Source organism: Streptomyces sp. Root1304 (assembly GCF_001426405.1).
GTDB lineage: Bacteria > Actinomycetota > Actinomycetes > Streptomycetales > Streptomycetaceae > Streptomyces.
The window spans coordinates 256,001-280,635 of record NZ_LMEP01000001.1 but is presented as its reverse complement, the minus strand read 5'-3'; the positions used below and the strand labels follow the sequence as shown (position 1 = coordinate 280,635).

The window sequence follows — 24,635 nt, the reverse complement described above, 5'->3', positions numbered from 1 at the left end:
CACGGCACAGGGCCCGCCCCGGGATTCCCGGGGCGGGCCCTCGTGTCAGGTGCGGCCGGTCAGGACGCCCGGCCCCTGCGGTGCATCGCGAGGGCCACGAAGCCCGCGCCGACACCCAGGAAACCCGTCCCGCCGAGCAGATACGGCGTGGTGTCCCGGTTCCCGGTGTCCGCCAGGCGTCCGTCCTCGGGGGCGGGACCCTCCTGGGTCACCCCGATCCGGACCCCGCCCTGCTCGTCGGTGGCGTTGGCGGACGGTACGAACCACAGGGCGCACAGCAGCGTCCCGGCGGCGGTCGCGGTCAGCAGTGGGCGTCGGGCGGCGGACACGGAAATTTCGATCCCCCTTGCGGAAACCGCGAATTGGTCGGTGCGTCGATGCTAATGAACACAGCGGGTCGTGGGAAAGCCGAGGGCCCGCGGACGCCTACGCTCCGACTCATGAGTACTTCTGAGACAGCACGCTATGTCCGCCTTCGCGTCGATGTGGTCCTGGAGATCGACGGCCCGGCCGAACTCGCCGAGGCGGCCGAGGCCCGGATCGACGCCGACGAGTTCATGCCCGAGGAGGAGCGGGTGCAGGCCCGTGCGGCCGCGCGCGAGGACGGTGCCGAGGCCCTCGCGTACCTGGTCGAGCCCTTCGACCTGATCCGCGACGTCCCCGGGATCGAGATGGTCCAGGCCTCCTGGAGCAGCGAGGAGATCGAGTACGACCCCGATGCGCTGGAGTACGACCTCGGCGAGGAAGATGGGGACGAGGAAGACGACGACGACCGGTCGTAGGGCGGGTATCCGGCCTGCGCCAGGGCCCCGGGACGCCGTCCCGGGGCCCTGTTCCGTGCGGGCCGCGCCGGGTGGCCGCCGGGACGGGGTGCGGGGCCGGTGGAACCGGACGGACCGTACGAGCGTGTCGATCAGTGGTGTTCCCCACAAACACTCCGCTTCCGGAACCGGACGGGGTGTCATGGCGTTCCTAGAAGAAGTTGGCAGGGAACCGACGACGATGGAGAAGCGTGTGATGACGGACGGCAAGCGCCGCCGCAGGAGCCTGGCCGCCGCGGCCGCCGTGCTCGGCGGCGTGCTGGTGCTCTCGGCCTGCAACGACGGGGACAAGGGCGCGGGCGCCACCGGCTCCGCCACTCCGAACTCACAGGCCCAGGTCGACGAGGCGGCGGCGCAGAAGACCTCCAAGGCGCAGATCACCATCTCGCCGAAGAGCGGCACGCAGAACGCCTCGATCAACAACGACGCCAAGGTCACCGTCGCCGAGGGCAAGCTCACCGAGGTCATCATGACCACGGCCGAGGGCGAGGCCGTCAAGGGCGAGATAGCGGCCGACGGCCTCAGCTGGAAGCCGACCGGTGCGCTGAAGCGCGCCACGGTCTACAAGATCGCCGCGACCGCCACGGACGCGACCGGCCTGGAGGCGCACGAGAACTCCTCGTTCACCACCGTCTCCAAGGCCAACAGCTTCATCGGCAACTTCACGCCCGAGGACGGCTCGACCGTCGGCGTCGGCATGCCGGTCTCGATCAACTTCAACAAGGCGATCACCGACAAGAAGGCCGTCCAGGGCGGCATCACGGTCACCTCCAGCTCCGGCCAGGAGGTCGTCGGGCACTGGTTCAACTCCCAGCGCATCGACTTCCGCCCCGACAAGTACTGGACCGAGGGCTCCACCGTCACCCTCAAGCTCGACCTCGACGGCGTCGAGGGCGCCGACGGCGTCTTCGGCGTCCAGCAGAAGACCGTCACCTTCAAGATCGGCCGCAACCAGGTCTCCACCGTCGACGTCGCCACCAAGACGATGACGGTCACCCAGGACGGCAAGACGATCAAGACGATCCCGATCTCCGCCGGCTCCCCGGACAACCCGACCTACAACGGTCAGATGGTGATCTCCGAGAAGTTCAAGGAGACCCGGATGAACGGCGCGACCGTCGGCTTCACCGACTCCGACGGCAAGGGCGAGTACGACATCAAGGACGTGCCGCACGCGATGCGCCTGTCCACCTCGGGCACGTTCATCCACGGCAACTACTGGGGCCCGGACTCGATCTTCGGCTCGTCCAACACCAGCCACGGCTGCGTGGGCCTCAACGACGTCAAGGGCGCCGGCGACCCGAACCAGTCGGCCGCCTGGCTCTACGACAACTCGATCGTCGGTGACGTCGTGATCGTCAAGAACTCCAAGGACAAGACGATCGCCCCGGACAACGGCCTCAACGGCTGGAACCTCAGCTGGGCCGACTGGAAGGCCGGCTCGGAGGCCTGAGCCGCCGCGCAGGACCCACGGACGAAGGAACGGCCCCCTCCCGCACCGGGAGGGGGCCGTTCCCGTACCGCGACCCGGGACCCACGCCCGGACCGCCGCCTATCTCCGTACGTCCGCGGCCTCGTCCACACCCCACTGCGCCAGCAGCCGCAGCGCGTCCGCCGAGGCCGTCCCCGGCTCCGCCTGGTACGTCACGAGCACCAGGTCCGGGTCGCCGCCCGCCACCTTCAGGCTCTCGTACGACAGCGTCATCTCGCCCACCAGCGGATGCCGCAGCCGCTTCGTCCCGTGCCCCTTGTCCGCGACGGTGTGCGCCGCCCACAGCGAGCGGAACTCCTCGCTCTTCACCGACAGCTCGCCGACCAGCGCGAGCAGCGCCGGATCGTCGGGGTAACAGCCCGCGTACAGCCGCAGCATGCTCACCACCTCGGTGGCCTTGCACTCCCAGTCCACGTACAGATCGCGCGCGTTCGGCCCGAGGAAGACCAGCCGGGCCATGTTGCGCTCCTCCGGCTCCATCGCCGTGAAGTCGCCCAGCAGCGCCCGCGCCATCCGGTTCCAGGCCAGCAGGTCCATGCGCCGGCCGACGAGGAGCGCGGGGACGTCGTCCATCGAGTCCAGCAGGTGCCGCAGACCGGGCCGCACCTGCTGGGGGCGGGCGATGGCCGCCCGGTGCTGCCGCTTCTTCGCCGTCGGCTTGGCCAGGTGGGTCAGATGCGCCCGCTCGCTGTCGTTGAGCCGCAGCGCCCGCGCGATGGAGTCGAGCACCTCCATGGACACGTTCCGCCCGTTGCCCTGTTCGAGCCGGGTGTAGTACGCCACCGACACCCCGGCCAGCTGCGCCAGCTCCTCGCGGCGCAGCCCCGGCACCCGCCGGTGGCGCCCGAACTCCGGCAGCCCCACGTCCTCCGGCTTCAGCCGGGCCCGGCGCGAGCGCAGGAATTCGCTGAGTTCGGCACTGAGATCCATGCGTCCCGATTATCCCAGGCCGCCGGGCCGGACGGACGACTGTTCCTGTCCCTGCCAGTGGTAGGCACACCGGTCGTAGGCAAGGCAGGGGGCTGGGTGAGAAGGAAACGATCCGGCAGGCTCGTACCCATGACCACGAACGTGACGACCGTCCCCGCCTACGCCGCACCCGCCGCCAACGCCCCCCTGGAGCGCACCACCGTGCCGCGCCGGGCCGTCGGCGAGCACGACGTCCTCATCGACATCAAGTACGCCGGCATCTGCCACTCCGACATCCACCAGGCCCGCGACGGCTGGGGCGAGGGCATCTTCCCGATGGTCCCCGGCCACGAGATCGCCGGAATCGTCGCCGAGGTCGGCCCCGGCGTCACGAAGTTCGCGGTCGGCGACCGGGTCGGCGTCGGCTGCTTCGTCGACTCCTGCCGGGAGTGCGAATACTGCCTGCGCGGCCTGGAGCAGTACTGCGTCACCGGCGGGACCGGCACGTACAACGCCCTCGACACGAACGGCGAGCCCACCTACGGCGGCTACTCCACCCACATCGTCGTCGACGAGAACTACACCCTGCGCATCCCCGAGGGCATCGGCCTCGACGAGGCCGCCCCGCTGCTCTGCGCCGGCGTCACCCTCTACTCGCCGCTCGCCCACTGGCAGGCCGGCCCCGGCAAGAAGGTCGCGATCGTCGGCCTCGGCGGCCTCGGCCACATGGGCGTCAAGATCGCCCACGCGCTGGGCGCCGAGGTGACCGTCCTCAGCCAGTCGCTCCGCAAGCAGGAGGACGGCCTGAAGCTGGGCGCCGACCACTTCCACGCGACCGGCGACCCGGAGACCTTCACGAAGCTCGCCGGCACCTTCGACCTGGTGATCTCCACGGTCTCGGCGCCGCTGGACTTCGACGCCTACCTGCGCCTGGTGAAGACGGACGGCACCCTGGTGAACGTGGGCGCCCCCGAGGAGCCCGTCAAGATCGGCCTCTTCTCCCTGATCGGCGGCCGCAAGACCCTCGCGGGCTCGATGATCGGCAGCATCGCCGAGACGCAGGAGATGCTCGACTTCTGCGCCGCGCACGGGCTGGGCGCCGAGATCGAGGTGATCCGCGCGGACCAGATCAACGAGGCGTACGAACGCGTCATCGCGAGCGACGTCCGCTACCGCTTCGTGATCGACACGTCGACGATCTGACGGCCGGCGGCGGCCGGGGCACACGGAGGCGGGACCGGGGCATGACGTCCGGGGTAATCGACCCGGACGCCGTGCCCCGGCACGCTGTTCCCATGACCGCTTACGCGATGGCGAACCTGCACCCGACGCCCGTCCTCCACGAGGAGGTCCTGACCTACATGGAGCGGGTCCAGTCCACCCTGGACCCCTTCGGAGGCCGGTTCCTCGTCCACGGAGCCCCCGCGCGCGAGGTCCGCGAGGGCAGCTGGCCCGGCGGCCTCGTCGTCGTCGCCTTCCCGTCGTACGAGGACGCCCGCGCCTGGTACGACTCGGAGGCCTACCAGGCCCTCCTGCCCCTCCGCACCCGGCACATGCCCGGCGACCTCCTCCTGATCGACGGAGTCCCGGAGGGCTACGACCCGGCGGCGAAAGCGGCCGCCGTCCGTCAGTCGTCGGCCTTCGCGACGCCGATCGGGCAGGAGACGCCCGTGCCGCCGATGCCGCAGTAGCCCGCCGGGTTCTTGTCCAGGTACTGCTGGTGGTACGGCTCCGCCGGGTAGAAGGGGCGGGTGTCGTCGGCCGGCAGCATCTCGGTGGTGATCGTGCCGTAGCCCGAGCCCGTCAGGACCCGCTGGTAGGCCTCGCGGGAGGACTCGGCCGTCGCCGCCTGGGCCGGTGTGTGGGTGTAGACCGCCGAGCGGTACTGGGTGCCCACGTCGTTGCCCTGGCGGAAGCCCTGCGTCGGGTCGTGCGACTCCCAGAACAGCTTCAGGAGGCTCTCGTACGAGACCTTCGACGGGTCGAACACGACCCGGACGGCCTCGGTGTGGCCGGTCAGGCCCGAGCAGACCTCCTCGTACGCCGGGTTCGGCGTCAGGCCGCCCTGGTAGCCGACCAGGGTCGTCCAGACGCCTTCGGTCTGCCAGAACTTGCGCTCCGCGCCCCAGAAACAGCCGAGGGCGAAGTCGGCGACCTCCAGGCCCTCCGGGTACGGGCCGACGAGCGGGTTGCCGAGGACGGTGTGACGCTCGGGAACGGCGAACTCCGGCTCGGCGCGGCCGCGCAGGGCCTGCTCGGGGGTGGGGAGGACGGGGGTGCGGGACAGGAACATGCTGCATCTCTCCTCGACGGTCGGCAGTGGTCACAACAAGGAAGGGCCGGAAGGGATTCCCCTTCCGGCCCCGCCCCGCACGGCTCTCACCGGCCCCGTCCCGCACGGGCTCCGGTCCTCCTCGGCGCGGCAGCGTCGCCGGGCTGCCGCTGTTCAGCGTGGCAGCGTCGCCGGGGGCTGCCGCCGTTCAGCGCGGCAGCGTCGCCGGGCTGCCGCCGTTCGCCTCGTAGCCCGCCACCGCCAGGTTCCGGAACACCGTGTACTCCGCCGCCGGGTCCGCGCTCAGCGTCCACGGCACCGCGCCCACGTGCCCGTCGACCCGCACCAGCTGGTGCATGGCCTCCGACCAGCGCTGCGACCGCACCAGGAACCAGACGAGCAGATGGCGCACGTGCGCCAGCATCGGGTCGTCGGGCCGGGCCGAGTGCACCGCGTACAGCGCGCCGTCCATCGCCTTCGACACCACCGCCGTACGGAAGAAGTCCTGCACCAGCACCATGTCCGGCACGTGCTCGTGGACCGCGAACAGCGGCAGCGCGGCCAGCAGCGAACCCCGCGGGGCGCGCGCCGCGGCCGTCGTCGCGAAGTGGTCGGCCTCCTCGCGCGAACCGTGCCACTTCTCGCACCAGTAGTGCAGCGCCGCGAGGTGCGCCCCCATGTGCTGCGGCGCCCGGTCGATGACCTTCGCCCACACCTGGTCGAACTGCTCGTGGCCGTAGCCCAGACCGCGCGCCACGGCCAGCTGCGTGATGTACGGGACCGGGTCGCCCGGCGCGAGCAGCGCCGCCTCCTCGGAGACCTTCAGCGCCTCCTCCAGGATGATCCGGAAGTCGTCCGTACCGGCCGCCGACGACCGCCACGCCTGCTGCACCAGGAACTCCGCGTGCACGGCCGCGCCGCCCGCGTCCTTCGGGGACTCCGCCCGCCAGGCCCGCAGCCACGCCCCGCCGACGCCCGGCCGCCGCTGGAGCTCCAGCGACGCGGCGCCCGCGAAGGCCTGGACGCGCTGCCAGCGCACCTCGCCGTCCTTGTCGGTGGCGTCGAGCAGCCGCGAGGCCGCCCGCCAGTCCTGGGTGGCCTGGACGACGTCGAGGACGTGCAGGAGCTCGTCGTCCGCGCCCGGGAGCCGTACGTCCAGCTCCTCCTGGCGAGCGAATCCGTACGCGTCCGGGTCCGCCGCGTCCGGCGCGTCCGGCGCGACCTGACGGATCCCGCCGGCGCGGCGGCGCAGCAGGTAGGGGCCGAGGACACCGAACAGCAGGCCGAGGGCGATCAGGAACCAGAGAATCTCCATGTGTCCATTGTCCAGGACACCGGATGAGACGATCGCGGCGGCGGGGTCCGCTCGGGACTACGCTCCTGACCCATGAGCGACCAGCACTCCCCTCAGAGCTTCGAGACCCGCGCGATCCACGCGGGCAACACCGCCGACCCGCTGACCGGCGCGGTCGTCCCGCCCATCTACCAGGTGTCCACCTACAAGCAGGACGGCGTGGGCGGGCTGCGCGGCGGTTACGAGTACAGCCGCAGCGCCAACCCCACCCGTACCGCGCTCGAAGAGAACCTGGCGGCCCTGGAGGGCGGCCGGCGCGGTCTCGCCTTCGCCTCCGGCCTGGCCGCCGAGGACTGCCTGCTGCGCACGCTCCTCGCGCCCGGCGACCACGTGGTCATCCCGAACGACGCCTACGGCGGCACGTTCCGGCTGTTCGCCAAGGTCGTGCAGCGCTGGGGCGTCGACTTCTCGGTGGCGGACACCTCCGACATCGACGCGGTGCGTGCCGCCGTCAACGACCGCACGAAGCTGATCTGGGTCGAGACCCCCTCGAACCCGCTCCTCGGCATCACCGACATCGAGGCCGTCGCGGGCGTCGCCCGCCAGGCCGGCGTGAAGCTCGTCGTCGACAACACCTTCGCCTCGCCGTACCTCCAGCAGCCGCTGGCACTCGGCGCGGACGTCGTCGTGCACTCCCTCACCAAGTACATGGGCGGCCACTCCGACGTCGTCGGCGGCGCGCTCGTCACCGCCGACGAGGCGCTCGGCGAGGAACTGGCCTACCACCAGAACGCGATGGGCGCGGTCGCCGGCCCCTTCGACTCGTGGATCGTGCTGCGCGGCATCAAGACCCTCGCGGTCCGCATGGACCGGCACAGCGAGAACGCCGGGAAGATCGTCGAGATGCTCACCCAGCACCCGAAGGTCACCCAGGTCCTCTACCCGGGCCTCCCGGAGCACCCGGGCCACGAGGTCGCGGCCAAGCAGATGCGCTCCTTCGGCGGCATGATCTCCTTCCGCGTGGAGGGCGGCGAGGAGGCGGCCGTCGAGGTCTGCAACCGCGCGAAGCTGTTCACGCTCGGCGAGTCCCTCGGCGGCGTGGAGTCCCTCATCGAGCACCCGGGCCGGATGACCCACGCGAGCGTCGCGGGCTCCGCCCTGGAGGTCCCCGCCGACCTCGTCCGCCTCTCGGTGGGCATCGAGAACGTCGACGACCTGCTCGCGGACCTGCGCCAGGCGCTGGGCTAGTCCGTACGGCTACGGCCGGGCGTCCCCGCCGGGGGCGTCCGGCGTCCCGCGCGGGGGCCTCCGGGGCCCTCGCCCGTCACGAGCCGGGTACCGGGTCCTTCAGACTGGCGCGGATCTCGTCCCGCATCGCGGGGCTGTCCTCGTGCTCGTGGACGGAGACCATGTGCTCGGCGGCCGCCCGGACCACTTCCTCCTCCTCGCCCGAGATGTAGAGCGAGCAGTTCGACACGCTGGGGGTGTCCCGGCAGTCCGTCGCTTTCCTGGTCATGTCGACCTCCTGACCCTCTGCTTCTCCCAGGTTAAGCCCGTGCTCACCAGCCTTCGAGCGGCGGAGTCGTCGCCGGCGGGACCTCCCACGGCCGGACCGCCGACGCCCACACCACGAACGCCAGCACGGCGAGCACACCCAGGGCCCACAGCACCCGGCGCGCCTTCCCGGCCAGCCGCAGCCGCCGGGAACCCCGGTCGGCCGCCCGGTGCGCCAGATCGCCCGGGACCGGCGGGTGCGGGGTGTCGAGGAGCCGCCGGACGGACTCCTCCCGGTCCTCGTACCGGCTCACGCGGCCGGCTCCCGCCGTACGGGCACCGGCCGGGCGGCTCCCCGCCGGGCCGCCGCCGCGAGCGCGGCGACCGAGCGGGCGCAGACGGCGCGCACCCGGGCCTCGGGCAGTCCGAGGAGGGCCGCGAGCTGCTCCTCGGCGACCCCCTCGTACAGCCGCAGGACGACGACGAGCCGCTCCCTCGGGTGCAGGGCGGCGAGCACGCCCCGGCCGCCGTGGTGCCGCCACCCGGTGCGCGCGAAGCGGGCGGCGAGATCGCACCGGGTGAGCTCGTACGGGTCCTCGTCGCGCAACCGGCCCCACACCGCGTAGGTGTGCGCCAGCGAGGCCGTCAACAGCGCCTGGGCGTACGGGTTGTGGGTGCGGGTCTCGGCCGTCAGCAGGGTCGCGGCGTGCAGCAGCCGCCCCGCCGTCCCGGCCACGAACGCGTCGAACTCCCGGGTGCGGTAGGCGCGTTCGGCCTCTTTGGCGGTGCTCCGGCGCTCTCCCACCTCCTCATCTGAGGGCAGCGCGGAGGCGGGGTCAAGAGGTCGGCGCGGACTCGCTTCCCGAGGCCTTCGGGGCCCCGCTCTCCGGGGACGGTCCGCTCCCCGCCGGGTGCCCCGACTGCCGGGCCGACAGCGCGGTGTTGAAGCGCGTGAGCAGCGTGCAGAACGCCTCCCGCTCCTCCGGCGTCCAGCCCTCGGTGACCTCCACCATCAGCTGGCGGCGCGAGGAACGCACCTCTTCGAGGCGCGCGAGACCGCGCTGCGACAGCTGGAGGACGACCGCCCGCCCGTCCTCCGGGTGCGAAGTCCGCTTCACCAGACCGGTGTCGACGAGCGGGGCGACCTGCCGGGTGACGGTCGACGAGTCGATGCCCATCCCCGCCGCGAGCGCCTTGACGCCCATCGGACCCTCCTGGTCGAGCCGGTTGAGGAGGAGATAGGCGGCGCGGTCCATCGAGTTGCGGAGCTGGCCGGTCCCACCGAGGCGGGTCTGCTCGGCCCGCCGGGCGAAGACGGCCACCTGGTGCTGGAGGGCGTCGAGGAGACCGGGGCCGAGCGCAGTCGTCATGTCCTGAGATGTGGGCATGGCTGTGGGTCTCTCTCGTGCGGGGGCCGGTTGGTGGGGGACAGAGTACGCGGCCCCGGGGAGGTCCGTACCGGGGCTGCGCAAACCTGCTGCGGCCCCCGCCCGCCGGGCGGCCATCAGGGCCGTGAGCTGCGAGACTTGCTGTCATGAGCTTCCGTGGGCCAGACCCCTTGCACCGGCTGATGCTCGACGACGTGCGGGGGGCGCAGAAGATGCTGTCCGGGGTGGCCCGGGTGACGGCGATGGAGGGCAGCCGCCATCTGTCGTCGCTGGTGGGGGCGCCCGTACAGCTCAAGTGCGAGAACCTCCAGCGGACCGGCTCCTTCAAACTGCGCGGCGCGTACGTGCGGATCGCCGGCCTGCGGCCCGAGGAGCGGGCGGCGGGCGTCGTCGCCGCCTCGGCCGGCAACCACGCGCAGGGCGTCGCGCTCGCCTCCCGGCTGCTCGGGGTGCACGCCACCGTCTTCATGCCGGTCGGCGCCCCGCTCCCGAAGGTGGCGGCGACCCGGGAGTACGGCGCCGAGGTCCGGCTGCACGGCCACGTCGTGGACGAGACGCTCGCGGCGGCGGAGCAGTACGCGCGGGAGACCGGCGCCGTCTTCATCCACCCCTTCGACCACCCCGACGTCATCGTGGGGCAGGGCACGGTGGGCCTGGAGATCCTGGAGCAGTGCCCGGAGGTCCGGACGATCCTCGTGGGCGTCGGCGGCGGCGGGCTCGCGGCCGGCATCGGACTCGCGGTGAAGTCGGTGCGCCCCGACGTGCGGGTGATCGGCGTCCAGGCCGAGGGCGCGGCCGCCTACCCGCCGTCGCTGGCCGCCGGACACCCCGTGGTGATCGACTCACCGGTGACGATGGCGGACGGCATCAAGGTGGGGCGGCCGGGCGACGTGCCGTTCGCGCTGGTCCGGGAGTACGTCGACGAGGTCCGCACGGTCACCGAGGACCAGCTCTCCTCGGCGCTGCTGCTCTGTCTCGAACGGGCCAAGCTCGTCGTCGAACCGGCGGGCGCCAGCCCGGTGGCGGCCATCCTCGGCGACCCGAAGGCCTTCCGGGGGCCGGTGGTGGCGGTCCTCTCCGGCGGCAACGTCGACCCCCTGCTGCTCCAGCGCATCCTGCGGCACGGCATGTCCGCCGCGGGCCGCTACCTGAGCCTGCGGCTGCGGGTGACGGACCGGCCGGGGGCCCTCGCGACGCTGCTCGCGGTGCTCACCGTCGCCGACGCGAACGTCCTGGACGTGAGCCACGTACGGACCGATCCGCGGCTCGGCCTGACGGAGGCCGAGGTCGAACTGCACCTGGAGACGAAGGGCCCGGAGCACTGCCGGGAGGTGGAGGAGGCGCTGCGGGACGCGGGATACACGGTCCTGGGCTGAGGGGCCGCGCCGACCGGAGAACCGACGGACGCGCCCCCTCCCGCGGCCAGGCGAACGTCAGCCCCGCAGCCCCGCAGCCCCGCAGCCCCGCAGCCCCGCGACCGGCCGGCCACGCAGCCCCGCAGCCCCGCAGCCCCGCGACCGGCCGGCCACGCAGCCGGCTGGGCCCCGCGGCCCCCTCAGCCCTGTCGCCGTATCCGGTTGGCCCGCGCGAGCAGCGTCACCAGGCCGCCGACCAGCGCCCCCACCGCGACCAGCCCGAAGGACGGGAGCGGCGGGACGTGCTCGGCCCGCCCGCCTCCCGCCGCCCGGCCGGAGTGCCCGGCCGCCACCGCTTCGAGCAGCGGCGCCTCCGTCCGCGCGACCCCCGTGCGCGCGGCCGTCTCATGGGCGAGGGAACGTTCCAGGCGGATCAGCAGCGGGCGCGGGTCCTGTCCCGAGGCCGCCGCGAACTGCTCGACCGCGATCCGGGTCGGCAGCTGCTTCTGGTTGAGGAAGCGCTCCCAGGAGGAGCGGCTGTAGTGGGTGCGCTGCGCGAGCTGCCCGTAGCTCAGCTCGGCGGAGCGCTTGATCCGGCGCATCTCGGCGGCGAGGTCCGCCCAGGGCGTCGGCTCGCAGCCCTCGCACCCCGCGCACCGGCCGGTCCTCTCCTCCGTACCGCGCGTCCTCCGCTCCGTACCCGCCCCCGTCGTGTCCGTCCCGTCGATCCTGTCGGTCCTGTCCGTCCAGTCGGTCCAGTCGGTCCCACCGGTCGTGCCCGTGCAGCCGGTGCCACGCGTGTCATGCGTTCCGACCGTCATCTACGGTTCCCCCGATTCCGTCGTACTCCGTGTCAGGCCCCCAGCTTCCCCCGCCGGTCCAACAGCCCTCCAACAGTCCGCCAACGGCGCCCCGCCCCGCCCCCACCGCGCCCATGATCATGTGGCGCGGATCACAAATCCACTGGGCGGAAGCCGCCCGGTGTCCCTACGATCGGTGGAAAACGCCCGAATCTCCCTGGGAGAACCGACATGCCAGGCGCGATCTACGCCGAAGGTCTGGTGAAGACCTTCGGCGACGTACGAGCCCTGGACGGGGTGGACCTCGACGTACCCGAGGGCACCGTCCTGGGCCTGCTCGGTCCGAACGGCGCGGGCAAGACCACCGCCGTGCGCGTACTCACGACCCTCCTCCAGCCCGACAGCGGACGGGCCCTCGTCGCCGGGATCGACGTCCTCGAACACCCCGACCGGGTACGCCGCTCGATCGGGCTCTCCGGCCAGTTCGCGGCCGTCGACGAGTACCTCACCGGCCGCGAGAACCTCCAGATGGTCGCCCGGCTCTACCAGATGAAGGCGAAGGCGGCGAAGGAGCGGGCCGGAGAGCTGCTCGACCGCTTCAACCTCGCCGACGCCGCCGACCGCCCCGCGAAGACGTACTCCGGCGGCATGCGCCGCAGGCTGGACCTCGCGGCCGCCCTGGTCGTCTCCCCGCCGGTCATGTTCATGGACGAGCCGACCACCGGCCTCGACCCCCGCAACCGGCAGGCCCTGTGGGAGGTCATCAAGGAACTCGTCGCGGGCGGTACGACGCTGCTGCTCACCACCCAGTACCTGGAGGAGGCCGACCACCTCGCCCACGACATCTGCGTCGTCGACCACGGCAAGGTCATCGCCCGCGGCACCTCCGACCAGCTGAAGGCCCAGACGGGCGGCGAGCGCGTCGAGGTCGTCGTCCAGGAGCCGGGGATGATCCCCGACGCCAGGGACGTCCTCGCCCGCTACGGCATCGCGGGCCTCGGGCACGGCGAGGTCTCCGTCGAGGAGCACACCCGCAGGCTCACCGTCCCCGTCGCCGGCGGCGCCAAGCTGCTCGCCGAGGTCATCAGGGACCTGGACGGCCTCGGCGTCGAGATCGACGACATCGGACTGCGCCGCCCGACCCTCGACGACGTGTTCATCTCCCTCACCGGCCACGCGGCCGAGCGGGCCGAGGAGGAGAACGGCGGGGGCGGCCCGGCGGGCCCGGACGGCCGGGGCCGCGAGGGCACGAAGGAGAAGGAGACGGCGGCGTGAGCAACACCAGCGACTCCCTGGTCATCGCCAGGCGGAACCTGATCCGCATGACCCGGATCCCCGAGATGATCCTCTTCGGGCTGATCCAGCCGGTGATGTTCGTGATCCTCTTCACGTACGTCTTCGGCGGCTCCATGCAGATCGGCGACAGCACCGACCCGGACGTCTACAAGAACTTCCTGATGGCGGGCATCTTCGCCCAGACGGTCACCTTCGCCACGGCCGGCGCGGGCGCGGGCATCGCCGACGACATGCACAAGGGCCTCATCGACCGCTTCCGGTCGCTGCCCATGGCCCGCGGCGCGGTCCTCACCGGCCGCACCCTGGCCGACCTCGTCCAGACCGCGCTGACCCTCCTGGTCCTCGCGATCGTCGCGCTGATCATCGGCTGGCGCCCGGGCTACGCGGCACCGACCAACTTCGCGAAGATCCTCGCCGGGTTCGCCCTGCTGCTGCTCCTCGGCTACGCCTTCACCTGGATCGGCGCCCTGATCGGCCTCTCGGTCCGCACGCCGGAGGCGGCGACCTCGGGCGGACTGATCTGGCTCTTCCCGGTCACCTTCATCTCGAACGCGTTCGTGGACTCCAGCAAGCTGCCCGGCTGGCTCCAGCCCATCGCGGAGTGGAACCCGTTCAGCGCGACCGTGCAGGCCTGCCGCAAACTCTTCGGCGACCCGGGCCTGTCACCCTCAGACGCCTGGCCGATGCAGAACCCGGTGTGGGCCTCGCTGATCTACTCGGTCCTGATCGTCGTCGTCTTCCGCACCCTGTCCGTCCGCAAGTACCGCAACGCGGCCGGCTGACGGCCGGGCTGCCGACCGCGAGCCGGCGCGGCCGCCCGGAGAGCGGTCACGGCAGATACCCGGAGTACACCAGGCCGTCGGGGAGGGCGAGGAAGACCGCCCCTCCGGCGGCCAGCGCGTCTCCGGGCGCCTGCGCGGTGGCGGGGACCTCGATCCGGTAGTCCTTCGTCGCGCCGGAGCCGGAGACCGGATGGGATTCCACCGTCTCCAGGCCGGCGGTCACCACCCGGTCGCCCACCAGATAGACGCGGTCCGTGGCCCTCGTCGGCCGCCGCCACCGCTCCCGGCCGCTCCCCAGGTCGTACGCGACGACCTGGGCGTTCCGGTCGACGACGGCGACGAGACCGTCCGCGTTCACCGCCGGTCCCGCCGTGACCGCACGGCCCAGGGTGCGCCGCAGCCGGAGCGTCCCGGCGTCGAGCACGCCGATCGTGCCGTCCTGCCGGCCGGAGCAGAGCACGCTGCCGCTCCTCTCGTGCACGGTGACGCCGCCGCAGTCCTCCGTACCGCGCGCCGAGGTCCTCCCGGTCCGGGCGTCCAGCGCCAGCGGGACGCGCCCCACCGTGACCAGCACCCGCCCGCCCGCCGCGACCGGCTGTTCGGGAAGCCCGTCCAGCGGGGCGCGCCACAGCTCCTCGCGGCGGTCGAGACGGACGGCGGTGACGAGCCCGGTCCGTTCGTCGCGCATGTTGACGTACGTGGAGTAGAGGACCCCGTCCAGGAGGTCCGTGCCCTTCACGGCCCACTCCTCCCCGGGCCCCGGGATCCCGCCCCGCTCCCGGCCGTCCGCGACCCCGTACGCGACGACCCCGTCCGGCCCCGTCACATACGCGGTGTCGCCGACGACGGCCGGGTACTGCGGCCCGCTGCTCTGCCCCTCGCCCCGCCCGGGCACCTTCCACAGCTGCCTGCCGTCGGCCGCGCCGAGAGCGGTGACCGCGCCGCCGTTCCCGGGGCAGACGAGCACCTTCGGGGAGAGCGCGCAGGTGCCGACGCCCGCCTCGATTTCGCTCGTCCAGGGCGCCCAGTCGGCGGGCCGGGACGAGCGGCCGGTCGCGGACCCGCCGAAGTCGCCGGTGTGCCCGGGGCCGCCGTACGGCAGGACGACCCGGTCCAGCGCGACGGGCGCCGGAGTCCCGGTGCCGCTCGCGCTCGGCCCGGCGGCCCCGCCCCCGGTCCCTCCGGCCGACGCGCCCCCCGTCCCGTCCGTCCGGTTCAGCAGCACCACGCCCGCCGCCGCCAGGACGGCCACCGCCACCGCGCCCGCCACGACCGCGCCCCAGGGGCGTCGGCGCTCGCCGGGGGCGGCCGGGACCACCGGCCGGTCGGTCATCGCGGTGGGGGAGTACGGCACCACGGGGCCGAGCGTCGGCAGATCCGCGACGCCCGCGCCGGAGGCCGCCGCCTCCCCGGCCTCCCGGGCCGCCTCCCCGTACGAGGCGCAGAGCGAGAGCACCCCGCCGGGCCAGGGGAACACCTCGGGACCGGCCCCGCCGCCACCGAGCAGCGCAGCCACCTCGGCCGCCGTCGGCCGCCCGGCCGGGTCGAGCCGCAGACACCGCTCGACGACCGGCCGGATCTCCTCCGGCACCCCGTCGAGGTCGGCCTCGGCCCGGATGATCCGGTAGACCACCGCCGCCATCTCGTCGTCGTGGAAGGGACCCCGGCCGCTCGCCGCGAAGGCGAGGACCGCACCCAGACAGAACACGTCCGACGCGGGCACCACCGCCCGGCTGCCCTCCAGGTGCTCCGGCGACATGAAGCCGGGGGAGCCCACCACCAGACCGGTCGAGGTCAGGGCCGTCGCCTCGAAGGCCTGCGCGATCCCGAAGTCGATCAGCCGGGGCCCGGCCGGCCCGAGCAGCACGTTCGCCGGCTTGAGGTCCCGGTGCAGCACCTTCACCGCGTGCACCCCCGCCAGGGCGGTGGCGAGGGCGGCCCCCAGGGCCCGTACGGCAGGGACGGGCAGCGCCCCCGCCCGTACGACCGCCTCCGCGAGCGAGGGACCGGGCACGTACTCGGTCGCCAGCCACGGCGAGGGCGCGTCCGCGTCGGCGTCCACGAGCCGCGCCACCCCTGGCCCGTCCACGGTCCGCGCCGCCGCGATCTCCCGCCGGAACCGGGTCCGGAAGTCCCCGTCGACCTCCAGGTCGCTCCGCACGGTCTTCACCGCGACCATCCGGTACGGATCGGCCGTCGGCGTGTCCGCCCGGCAGGCGAGGTGCACCTCGCCCATGCCGCCGGCGCCGAGCCGGGCGAGCAGCCGGTAGGGGCCGACGAGCGTCGGGGGCTGCCCCGAGGGCAGAGCTTCCAGCACCGAACAGGTCCTTCCGGGCGGTTACTTGGGGAGTTCCACGGAGGCCACGGCCCCCTTGTCGTAGACGATGTACGCGATCCCGCCGACCGGCAGCACCTCCGGCTGCCGGACCTGCTTGGCGACCGTGATGCCGGTGGAGAGGTCGAACTCCTCCTCCGGCACGCGCGGCCGGGGCGCCCCCGGGACCGGGGTGACCTCCAGCCGGCCGGGCTTCCCGTCGGCGCCGAGCCGCACGGTGTAGAGCGCGGAGAAGTCGGCGTACACGACCCGGTCACCGGCGAGCAGCGGCGACGACCAGCTCTGTGCGAGCCCCGCCGGGGTCTTCCCGACGGGGAAGGAGGCGAGCTCCGCGCCGGTGCGCGGATCGAGGACGTGCAGGCCCTTGTCCCAGGTCACGAGCGTGCGCGGACCGACCGCCGTGGGGGCCGCCCCGTCGAGTGGAGCGGGCAGCGAGGCCTTGGAGGCGAGGGTGCGGGCGTCGAGCAGATGCAGGCCGGTGTCCGTGTCGGCGCCGGTTCCGGCCCCCGCGCAGTACGCCGAGGCGCCGAACACCTTCAGGTCCCAGCACGCACGGGCGTCCGGGTCGACCTGCCCGAGCTGGGTCCCCTTCTTCCCGTCGTAGGCGACGAGCCCGCCCTGGCTGTGGGCGTAGACGATGCCCTTCGCGTACGCCACCGGCTCGTACGCCTGCCGTTCGGCCGAGCTGATGTCGGCGTTGGTGAGCGCCTTCGACCAGAGGACCCGTCCGTCGGCGAGCGAGAAGGCGGTGAGCGCGACCCGGTCCGAGATGACGTCCGTGCCCATCGAGGTCGCGGCGAAGACGGTGCCGTCGGCGACCACGGCGCGGCTGTCCCAGAGCAGTTGGGGGCCGCGCGCGGGCTTCTTCCAGCGCACCGCGCCCGTGCGGGCCTCGCGGACCTGGAGCTCGTAGCCCGAGACGAGGACGACGGCGCCGTCGTGGACGGTGGGCCGGGTGGCGCCCCCGGCGGCGAAGGGGTAGCCGGTCGGGCTGATGTAGGTGCTGCCGGGCGTGTCCGGGGGGAGGGCCACGTCCCACAGCCTCTTCCCGCTCGCCGGGTCCAGCGCCTCGAACCGCCCGTCCGTCGTCCGGCAGACCAGCACCTTCTCGCCGGCCGAGCAGCCGAGCGCGGGCCCGCTCAGCTTCCCCTGCCAGGGCTTCCAGCCGGCAGGCCGCTGGGCGGTGTTCTGCGGGACGACGCCGGAGGCGTCGGCGAGCCCCCGCTCGTCGACCCCGGGGACGCGCGGCGCGGAGGGCGGTGCGGCCTTCGCGGGGGCCGGGGACTTCCCCGCCCCCTCCGGCCACAGGAGGTACGCGCCGACGCCACCGGCCACCACCGCCAGGGCCACGACGGCCGCGAGCAGCCGCCGCCGTCCCCGCGCGGGCGGGGCGGGCGCGGGGGGCCGCGAGACCGGTGCCTGCGTCGGTACGGAGTGCAGCCCGGGGACCGCCGGGTTCACCACGGGCCCCCGGGGATCGACCTCGACGAGCGGGCCGCCCGCGGCCACCAGCTGGGCCAGCTCCGTCCCGTATACGCCGATGTGCTCCCGTACCGCCTCCGGCCACGGGAAGACCTTCGGCGCCGCGCCGCCGAGGAGGTCCGCGAGCGCCTCCGGGGTGGGCCGGTCCGCCGGGTCGACGGCCAGACAGGCGGCGATCGTCCCGCGCAGCTCCTCGGGGACCCGGCTCAGGTCGGCCTCGGCCTGCGAGACCCGGTAGAGGACGGCGGCGAGCGGTCCGTCACCGAAGGGGTCCTCGCCGGTCGCCGCGTAACAGAGGAGGGAACCGAGGCAGAAGACGTCGGAGGCGGCGGTCACCCGCCGGGCCCCGGCCACGTGCTCGGGGGACATGAAGGAGGGCGTGCCGACCATCACGCCCGTCGCGGTCATGGTGGTGGCGGCGTTGCTGCGGGCGATGCCGAAGTCGATGAGCCGGGGCCCGTCGACGGAGAGCATGACGTTGCCGGGCTTGAGGTCCCGGTGCAGGACCCCGGCCCGGTGCAGGTCGGCGAGGGCCCGGGCCACGTCGGCGCCGAGCGCGCGGACGGTGGCGACGGGCAGCGCGCCGCCGCGCCGCACGGCCTGCGAGAGGCTGGGCCCGGGGACGTACGCGGTGGCCAGCCAGGGCACCTCGGCATCGGCGTCACCGCCGACGGGCGCGGCGGCGTAGGGACTGTCGACGAGGGCGGCGACCCGGATCTCACGACGGAACCGGTCGCGGAAGGCGGGATCACCGGCGACGTCCCGGCGCACGGTCTTGACGGCGACGAAGGTGGTCGCGGAGGCGGGCCCACCGCCCGTCCCCGCGCCCGCCGGGGCGGCTCCGTCCGGTCCGCCCTTCGTGGGGCTCGCGCCCGCTCCGGCCGGGCCCGCCTCCGCGCCCGCGCCCGCCGCGAAGCCCTCCCCGCCGCCGTCCCCCCGCCCGAGGTACACCTCGCCCATGCCGCCCGCCCCGAGCCGGGCGAGCACCTCGTACGGTCCGATCCGGCGTGGCGCACCCTCGCGCAACGGTCCCAGCACTGAGCCCATCCCCCTTGTGACGCGATGTCAGGCCGCATCATGACACGCGTGTACGACACGAAGGGCCGGACCCCCGGGGGGTCCGGCCCTTCACTCGGAACAGGTTCCTCAGCCGGTGTACGGCTTCGCGCTGAGGATCTTCACCGTGGCCTTCTTGCCGTTCGGCAGCTCGTACTGCGCGTCGTCGCCGGCCTTCTTGCCGTTGACGCCGACGCCGAGCGGCGACTGCGGCGAGTAGGTCTCGATGGTGTCGCTCGCGTACTCGCGGGAGGCGAGCAGGAAGGTCATCGTGTCGTTCTCGTCGCCGTCGAAGGCGATCGTGACGACCATGCCCGGCTCGACGATGCCGTCGTCCGCCGGGGCCTCGCCGACCTTGGCGTGCTGGAGCAGCTGGGTGAGCTGGCGGATCCGGAGCTCCTGCTTGCCCTGCTCCTCCTTGGCCGCGTGGTACCCGCCGTTCTCGCGCAGGTCGCCCTCTTCGCGTGCCGCGGCGATCTTGACGGTGATCTCGGTACGCGCGGGACCAGACAGGTACTCAAGCTCGTCCTTGAGCTTGTTGTACGCCTCCTGGGTGAGCCAGGTGACGTTGTCGCTGGTCTGGGTCACGGGTGCTCCTCGTAGGTACTGGGAATACAAAGCATCGCCCTACACGGGAAACCTGTGTGTCCCGGGTGGGCGAAACCACGAGCCTAACAATGAGTGGCGAAAAGCGGGAGGACATAAACCATCAGGATGGCGTCCTCCCAGGTCACCGTGGTGACCCGCCGGGACTCGACACCACGTCCCTACCCACCGCTACCGGGCCGTACACCCGATGAGCTCGGCGCTGGTCGCGCGGGCGGTCGTGCGGAGCGAGTAGACGCGGTCGACCCGGGCGTCGGGCTCGTCGACGCGGACGTCCTTGCGGGCCACCTCGGCGCCGTCCTCGGAGCGCGAGCGCAGGGTGCAGACGCCCTTGACGCCCTCGTCCTTGCGGATCTCCAGGTGCACCTGGACCTCGGAGGAGCTCACCACGTCGAACTTGATCATCTCGGCGCTGATCTTGTTGTCGACGACGTAGTGCCAGCCGAACCAGCCCATCAGGCCGAGGAAGAGGACGCCGAGGACCGCGCCCGTGATCCTGAGCTTGCGGTCCGCCGCCTCGTCCGCGGAGCGTCCGTAGCGCCCCTCGGGCAGCTGCTCTCGCACCGCGCTCATGATCGATCCTCTCGAAGCCGGGGGTGGCGGAATTTTCACTCCCCCGATTCCGTCACTATAGAGACCACCCTCCGCGTCGAATCACTGAGGATCGAGTCTTGACTGAGCAGCTGCGACTGATGGCCGTTCACGCCCACCCCGACGACGAGTCGAGCAAGGGTGCGGCCACGATGGCCAAGTACGTGTCCGAGGGGGTGGACGTCATGGTCGTGACGTGCACGGGCGGCGAGCGCGGCTCGGTCCTGAACCCCCAGCTTCAGGGCGACCCCTACATCGAGGCGAACATCCACGAGGTGCGCCGCAAGGAGATGGACGAGGCCCGCGAGATCCTCGGCGTCTCCCAGCACTGGCTGGGATTCGTCGACTCGGGCCTGCCCGAGGGCGACCCGCTGCCCCCGCTCCCCGAGGGCTGCTTCGCCCTGGAGGACGTCGACAAGGCGGCCGGGACGCTGGTCCGCGAGATCCGCACCTTCCGTCCGCAGGTCGTCACGACCTACGACGAGAACGGCGGCTACCCGCACCCCGACCACATCATGACCCACAAGATCACGATGGTGGCCTTCGACGGCGCGGCCGACGCCGAGAAGTACCCCGAGGCCGAGTTCGGCCCGGTCTGGCAGCCCCTGAAGCTCTACTACAACCAGGGCTTCAACCGCGTCCGCACCACCGCCCTGCACGAGGCGCTCCTCGCCCGCGGCCTGGAGTCCCCGTACGGCGAGTGGCTGGAGCGCTGGAAGGAGTTCGAGCGCACGGAGCGGACCCTCACCACCTTCGTCCCCTGCGCGGACTTCTTCGAGACCCGCGACAAGGCCCTGATCGCCCACCGCACCCAGATCGACCCCGACGGCGGCTGGTTCCGGGTGCCGATGGACATCCAGAAGGAGGTCTGGCCGACGGAGGAGTACGAGCTCAGCAAGGCGCTGGTGCCGACCTCCCTCCCCGAGGAAGATCTCTTCGCGGGCATCCGCGACAATGCATAGATGAGCGCACATCTGGCACTGACCCAGCTGGTCCCCTTCGCCGCCGAAGAGCTGGACAAGAACAAGGTGACGCCCGGCGTCCTCGGGTTCGTCGTCTTCGCCGTCCTGGCCGTCGCGGTCTGGATGCTGATGAAGTCGATGAACCGCCACATGGGCAAGGTCTCCTTCGAGGAGGCCCCGGACCCGACGGCCCCCGGCACGGACACGCCGGCGACCCCGGCAGCCTCGGGCAAGTAGCCACGACGCCCCCGTCTTCGTACCTCGCCGGTACGGGACGGGGGCGGTCGCGTGTGCGGGCGGGTCCGGGAGGGTGGACGGCGCCGCCGGGCCGGTCCCGGGAGCCACGGGACCGGATCGTCGGCCGGTGACGTCCGCGCGCCCGGCCGTCACCCCGTGGGCGCCGCCGCCGTCACCCCGCCGGAGCCGCCGTCACCCCGCCGGAGCCGCCGTCACCCCGCCGGAGCCGCCGCAACCCCGCCGGCCCCGTCCGCCCCCAGCACCTCCCGTGCCTGCCGGTACGGCACCAGGCCCAGGTCCCAGGCCTGCCAGGGCGTCGACGGGAGCACCCCCCGGTCCAGGACCACCCCGTACGCCTCGGCGCAGTCGTCCAGGCGGGGGTCACGGGCCGGATGCCGGGCCGCGACCAGTGCGCCGAGTTCCTCCCGGGCCGTCGCCGTCCCCGGCTCCGGGCTGCCCGGCACCGCGTGCGGAAGCAGCGTGCACCGCAGGAAGCGGGCCCAGCCGGCCCCCCGGGGATCACCGCACCCGTCGAACAGCGCCCGCGCCTCGTCGCACAGCCCCAGCGCCTGCGGCACCCGGCCGTTGCCCGCCTCGACGATCGCCAGCTCCAGACAGGTCCAGGCCTCGCCGTGGACCACCCCGATCCGGTGGAAGTCCGCCCGCGCGTCCACCAGCAGCTGCCGGGCGAAGCCCGAGTTCCGCAGATTGCCCGCCCGCGCCGCCTGCTGGTCCCGGCTGACCCGGCCCAGATGGTGCCGGGCGCAGGCGAGCCCGTACAGATCCCGCATCCGCGAGAACATCGCCCGCGCCCGCCCCAGCTCCCGCACCGCCTCGTCCCGGTCGCCCCGCTCCTCCAGGGCCTGCCCCAGGTAGTACAGCGTCCACGCCTCCCCGCGCGCGTCCTCCTGCTCCCGGTGCCGGGCGAGCGCCCCGCGCAGCTCCTCCACCGCGGGCTCCGCCTCCCCGGCGGCGAGCCGAGCCCGCGCCAGCTGGGTCAGCGCCCAGGCCTCGCCGCGCCCGTCGCGGACGCGCCCGTACGTCTCCAGCGCGTGCCGCAGCGCACTTCCCGCGCCCGCCGTGTCGCCCCGTACCAGCAGCACCTGCCCGCGCTGGAAGTGCGCCCACGCCTCGCCGTGCAGCGACTCGTGCTCCCGGTGCAGGGCGAGCGACCGGTCGAGCAGCGCCGTCGCCTCGGCGAGACCGCCCCGGTCGCGTTCCACGGCGGCCAGCGCGTGCAGCGTCCAGCCCCGGTCGGCGGCCAGCGACTCCGGCTCCTGGAGCGCGAGCGCCTCCCGCAGCCGCGTCGCGGCCTCCGTGAGCCGCCCCTGGTGGTGCAGGGTGATCCCGAGCGAGCAGAGCGCGAGCGCGGCCCCCGCGTCCTGGTGGGCCTCCTGGTAGAGGGAGACGACCGAGGTCAGCGTCTTGTGGGCCTTGTCGAGCTCGCCGAGCTGCCGGGCCGCGATACCGGTACGCCACCGCACCGAGCGCGTCAGCAGCCCCTGCCCGACGGACTCGGCCAGCTCGTTGATCTCACCCAGCCGGTAGAGGTCGCCGCGCAGCAGGCAGTAGTCGCAGAGCGCGCTGAGCAGACCGAGGACGGTCTCCTGGTCGACGCCCTCCGCGTGCCGCAGGGCCGCGGTGATGAAGCTGGACTCCTCGTCGAGCCAGCCGAGCGCCGCCTCCAGGGAGCCGAAGCCGTGCCCGTCGAACCGGTCCGCGCGGGTCGACATCTTGCCGTCGACCATCCGGATCACCGCGTCGGCGAGCTCGGCGTGGTTCCGTACGAGCCGCTCCTGCGCCGCCGCGATCTCGGCCGCGTCCTCCTCGTCGAGGAGCCGGACGGCGGCGAAGCCCCGTACCGCGTCGTGCAGCCGGTAGCGGGAGCCGCGCACACGGTCGAGCAGCCCGGCCCCGGACAGCTCCCTCAGTAGCCGCCCCGCCTCCGCCTCGCTCCCGCCGAGCAGCGCGGCGGCCGCCGCGACGCCCAGCGAGGCCCGCCCGGCCAGCGCGAGCCGCCGGAGCAGCTGCCGGGCGTCCTCGTCGAAGAAGAAGTACCGTACGGACAGGGCGCGTTCGACAGGGTCGGGGCCCCAGCCGGGGCGGGCGAGAAGACCCGCGAGCTCGTCCATGGGGCGGGGCCCGAGCAACGAGCCCGCGACCCGCAGCGCCAGCGGCAGGCCGCCGCACAGCTCCCGTATCCGCTCGAAGGCCTCGGCGTCGTACGGGCCGGCGTCGGGCCCGCCGGCCGTGGCGTGCAGCAGCTCCTCGGCGCCCGCCGCGTCGAGCGCGGCCACCGGCAGCGCGTGCACGTCGGCCGGTACGTCCTCGCCGAGGTCCAGCGGCTCCCGGCAGGTCACGAGGACCAGGCTCTCGGACCGCTCCGGCAGCAGGGCCCGCACCTGGGCGGCGTCGGCGGCGTCGTCGAGGATCAGCACGACGGGCACCCCGCTCAGCTGCCGCCGGTACAACTCCGTGAGCCGCCGCACCTGTTGCTCAGCGGTGGCGCCCTCGCGGAAGAGCAGCCGGTCGCGCGGGGCGCCGAGCCGGTTCAACAGGTGCAGCAGCGCCTCCCGGGTCGTCACGGGCCGCTCGCCGGCCGCACCGCCCCGCAGGTCCACCACGCAGGCCCCGCGGAACTGGTCGCGCAGCGCGTGGGCGGACCGTACGGCGAGCGCGGTGCGCCCGGCGCCGGGCTCGCCGTGCAGCAGCACCACGGTCGGCCGGGTGACCGGCGCGGCCCGCCCGGCCTGCACCCACCGGGTGATCCGGGCCAGCTCGTCCCGCCGCCCGGCGAACTCCCCGCCGGAGTCGGGCAGATGACCGAAGGACCGCTCCAGGACGGTACGCCGCCGGGCGGCCGCGCTCCGGTCGCCACCACGCAGCCGCTCGGGCGCGAGGGGGGGCACCGCGCCGACGGGGGCGGCCATGGGACGCCCGCCACCGCTCTCCCCGGCGAGATCCGCCCGCTCCCGCTCAAGGAAGGGCCGTACCCCCCGGGCCTCGACGGCGTCCAGCCACCGGGCCCGAGCCGCCGCGACCGCGGTGTCCGCACCGGCGGCACGGTGCCCGGTGGCCCGCAGCACGGTCGCCGCCGCACCGGCCACGGCCACCACGGCCCCCGCACCGAACGCGGTCCCCGCCGTGGCACCGAACGCCAGATCGGCCCCGACAGCTGCAACGGCGGCGACCCCGACGACAAGGGCACCCCCACCACCCCCGAACGGCACCTGCCGCCCCACGCCCACCCCGGCGGCCTCCACCGCCCGCGCGTACGCCCCGTACTCCTCCGCCGCACCCGACGCCATCACGTCCAGCGCGTCCCGGCCCCGCGCGAGCAGCGCGTCCGCGTCGGCGCGTCCGCCGGAGGCCCGTACCTCCTCCTCCACCAACCGCGCCAACAACCGCTCGGCCTCGACCCGGTGACCGTCCCGCATGTGCGTCCCCCTCCGCGCGTGCCCGA

24 protein-coding genes are annotated in these 24,635 nt (G+C 73.5%); 10 read left to right on the top strand and 14 right to left on the bottom strand.

From position 1 onward, the window contains the following. Positions 1–59: 59 nt before the first annotated feature. Positions 60–329 carry a hypothetical protein gene (locus ASD33_RS01235; RefSeq protein WP_056551821.1) on the bottom strand — a complete coding sequence of 90 codons (270 nt, stop codon included), beginning with the start codon at positions 327–329 and terminating at the stop codon, positions 60–62. 111 nt (positions 330–440) lie between these two features. Between ASD33_RS01235 and ASD33_RS01230 the strand changes: the two genes are divergently transcribed. Beyond that, positions 441–782, top strand: coding sequence for a hypothetical protein (locus ASD33_RS01230; protein ID WP_056551818.1), 342 nt, complete (start codon positions 441–443; stop codon positions 780–782). Between the two features lie 220 nt (positions 783–1,002). Continuing rightward, on the top strand, positions 1,003–2,274 hold the full coding sequence (locus tag ASD33_RS01225) for an Ig-like domain-containing protein (protein WP_056551815.1): 1,272 nt from the start codon (positions 1,003–1,005) through the stop codon (positions 2,272–2,274). A 99-nt stretch (positions 2,275–2,373) separates the two neighbouring features. Here the strand turns inward: ASD33_RS01225 and ASD33_RS01220 are convergent, their stop codons facing one another. Continuing rightward, the gene (locus ASD33_RS01220; RefSeq protein ID WP_056551813.1) at positions 2,374–3,243 is read right to left on the bottom strand and encodes a helix-turn-helix transcriptional regulator; all 870 of its coding nucleotides are present in this window, start codon (positions 3,241–3,243) and stop codon (positions 2,374–2,376) included. A gap of 129 nt (positions 3,244–3,372) precedes the next feature. Between ASD33_RS01220 and ASD33_RS01215 the strand changes: the two genes are divergently transcribed. Beyond that, complete coding sequence (locus ASD33_RS01215; protein WP_056551810.1) at positions 3,373–4,425, top strand: NAD(P)-dependent alcohol dehydrogenase; 1,053 nt, start codon at positions 3,373–3,375, stop codon at positions 4,423–4,425. A 92-nt stretch (positions 4,426–4,517) separates the two neighbouring features. Then, a complete protein-coding gene (locus tag ASD33_RS01210; RefSeq protein WP_056551807.1) occupies positions 4,518–4,913 on the top strand; it encodes a DUF1330 domain-containing protein in 396 nt (131 codons plus the stop codon). Here the strand turns inward: ASD33_RS01210 and msrA are convergent. Both msrA and ASD33_RS01200 read right to left on the bottom strand, forming a co-directional pair. Beyond that, on the bottom strand, positions 4,850–5,515 hold the full coding sequence (gene msrA / locus ASD33_RS01205; RefSeq protein WP_056551804.1) for a peptide-methionine (S)-S-oxide reductase MsrA: 666 nt from the start codon (positions 5,513–5,515) through the stop codon (positions 4,850–4,852). The genes ASD33_RS01210 and msrA overlap by 64 nt on opposite strands. A 187-nt stretch (positions 5,516–5,702) precedes the next feature. Further along, positions 5,703–6,809 (bottom strand): hypothetical protein, encoded by a 1,107-nt coding sequence (locus ASD33_RS01200; protein ID WP_056551802.1) that lies wholly within the window; start codon positions 6,807–6,809, stop codon positions 5,703–5,705. Positions 6,810–6,881: 72 nt separating this feature from the next. On the opposite strand from ASD33_RS01200, the gene ASD33_RS01195 reads away from it, so the two are divergent. Then, the gene (locus tag ASD33_RS01195; RefSeq protein ID WP_056551799.1) at positions 6,882–8,036 is read left to right on the top strand and encodes a cystathionine gamma-synthase; all 1,155 of its coding nucleotides are present in this window, start codon (positions 6,882–6,884) and stop codon (positions 8,034–8,036) included. A 76-nt stretch (positions 8,037–8,112) separates the two neighbouring features. Here the strand turns inward: ASD33_RS01195 and ASD33_RS01190 are convergent, their stop codons facing one another. The 4 genes from ASD33_RS01190 to ASD33_RS01175 are packed head-to-tail and all read right to left on the bottom strand — an operon-like array spanning position 8,113 to position 9,670. Further along, the gene (locus tag ASD33_RS01190) at positions 8,113–8,304 is read right to left on the bottom strand and encodes a DUF1059 domain-containing protein (protein ID WP_056551795.1); all 192 of its coding nucleotides are present in this window, start codon (positions 8,302–8,304) and stop codon (positions 8,113–8,115) included. Positions 8,305–8,347: 43 nt separating this feature from the next. Beyond that, positions 8,348–8,596, bottom strand: a complete 249-nt coding sequence (locus ASD33_RS01185) for a hypothetical protein (protein WP_056551792.1) — start codon at positions 8,594–8,596, stop codon at positions 8,348–8,350. Further along, positions 8,593–9,087: a sigma factor-like helix-turn-helix DNA-binding protein gene (locus tag ASD33_RS01180; RefSeq protein WP_056551789.1), complete on the bottom strand. Its 495-nt coding sequence runs from the start codon at positions 9,085–9,087 to the stop codon at positions 8,593–8,595. The genes ASD33_RS01185 and ASD33_RS01180 overlap by 4 nt, the downstream gene beginning before the upstream one ends. 31 nt (positions 9,088–9,118) lie before the next feature. Next, positions 9,119–9,670 carry a MarR family transcriptional regulator gene (locus tag ASD33_RS01175; RefSeq protein ID WP_056551785.1) on the bottom strand — a complete coding sequence of 184 codons (552 nt, stop codon included), beginning with the start codon at positions 9,668–9,670 and terminating at the stop codon, positions 9,119–9,121. A 146-nt stretch (positions 9,671–9,816) separates the two neighbouring features. Here ASD33_RS01175 and ilvA point away from each other — a divergent pair, with 146 nt between their 5' ends. After that, entirely contained in the window at positions 9,817–11,046 is a 1,230-nt protein-coding gene (gene ilvA, locus ASD33_RS01170; protein ID WP_056551782.1) for a threonine ammonia-lyase, read from the top strand. A gap of 179 nt (positions 11,047–11,225) precedes the next feature. On the opposite strand, the gene ASD33_RS36690 is transcribed toward ilvA, so the two are convergent. Then, positions 11,226–11,846, bottom strand: a complete 621-nt coding sequence (locus tag ASD33_RS36690) for a helix-turn-helix transcriptional regulator (RefSeq protein ID WP_056551780.1) — start codon at positions 11,844–11,846, stop codon at positions 11,226–11,228. 210 nt (positions 11,847–12,056) lie between these two features. On the opposite strand from ASD33_RS36690, the gene ASD33_RS01160 reads away from it, so the two are divergent. Beyond that, positions 12,057–13,100, top strand: a complete 1,044-nt coding sequence (locus ASD33_RS01160) for an ATP-binding cassette domain-containing protein (protein WP_056551778.1) — start codon at positions 12,057–12,059, stop codon at positions 13,098–13,100. Continuing rightward, positions 13,097–13,903, top strand: coding sequence for an ABC transporter permease (locus ASD33_RS01155; RefSeq protein ID WP_056551776.1), 807 nt, complete (start codon positions 13,097–13,099; stop codon positions 13,901–13,903). Before ASD33_RS01160 ends, ASD33_RS01155 begins: the two co-directional genes overlap by 4 nt. 46 nt (positions 13,904–13,949) lie before the next feature. Here the strand turns inward: ASD33_RS01155 and ASD33_RS01150 are convergent, their stop codons facing one another. The 4 genes from ASD33_RS01150 to ASD33_RS01135 all read right to left on the bottom strand — a co-directional run bounded on the left by ASD33_RS01150 (position 13,950) and on the right by ASD33_RS01135 (position 19,955). Next, positions 13,950–16,220: a protein kinase gene (locus ASD33_RS01150; protein WP_056551774.1), complete on the bottom strand. Its 2,271-nt coding sequence runs from the start codon at positions 16,218–16,220 to the stop codon at positions 13,950–13,952. Positions 16,221–16,241: 21 nt separating this feature from the next. Next, positions 16,242–18,767, bottom strand: coding sequence for a protein kinase (locus tag ASD33_RS01145; RefSeq protein ID WP_056551772.1), 2,526 nt, complete (start codon positions 18,765–18,767; stop codon positions 16,242–16,244). 99 nt (positions 18,768–18,866) lie between these two features. Next, the gene (gene greA, locus ASD33_RS01140) at positions 18,867–19,364 is read right to left on the bottom strand and encodes a transcription elongation factor GreA (RefSeq protein WP_056551770.1); all 498 of its coding nucleotides are present in this window, start codon (positions 19,362–19,364) and stop codon (positions 18,867–18,869) included. Positions 19,365–19,553: 189 nt separating this feature from the next. Then, positions 19,554–19,955 carry a DUF4307 domain-containing protein gene (locus tag ASD33_RS01135; RefSeq protein ID WP_056551767.1) on the bottom strand — a complete coding sequence of 134 codons (402 nt, stop codon included), beginning with the start codon at positions 19,953–19,955 and terminating at the stop codon, positions 19,554–19,556. A gap of 98 nt (positions 19,956–20,053) precedes the next feature. Here ASD33_RS01135 and mca point away from each other — a divergent pair, with 98 nt between their 5' ends. Next, on the top strand, positions 20,054–20,935 hold the full coding sequence (gene mca / locus ASD33_RS01130) for a mycothiol conjugate amidase Mca (RefSeq protein WP_056551765.1): 882 nt from the start codon (positions 20,054–20,056) through the stop codon (positions 20,933–20,935). Further along, the gene (locus tag ASD33_RS01125) at positions 20,936–21,172 is read left to right on the top strand and encodes a hypothetical protein (protein ID WP_056551763.1); all 237 of its coding nucleotides are present in this window, start codon (positions 20,936–20,938) and stop codon (positions 21,170–21,172) included. 212 nt (positions 21,173–21,384) lie between these two features. Here ASD33_RS01125 and ASD33_RS01120 read toward each other — a convergent pair whose 3' ends face one another. Continuing rightward, complete coding sequence (locus tag ASD33_RS01120) at positions 21,385–24,609, bottom strand: tetratricopeptide repeat protein (protein ID WP_056551761.1); 3,225 nt, start codon at positions 24,607–24,609, stop codon at positions 21,385–21,387. Positions 24,610–24,635: the final 26 nt, after the last annotated feature.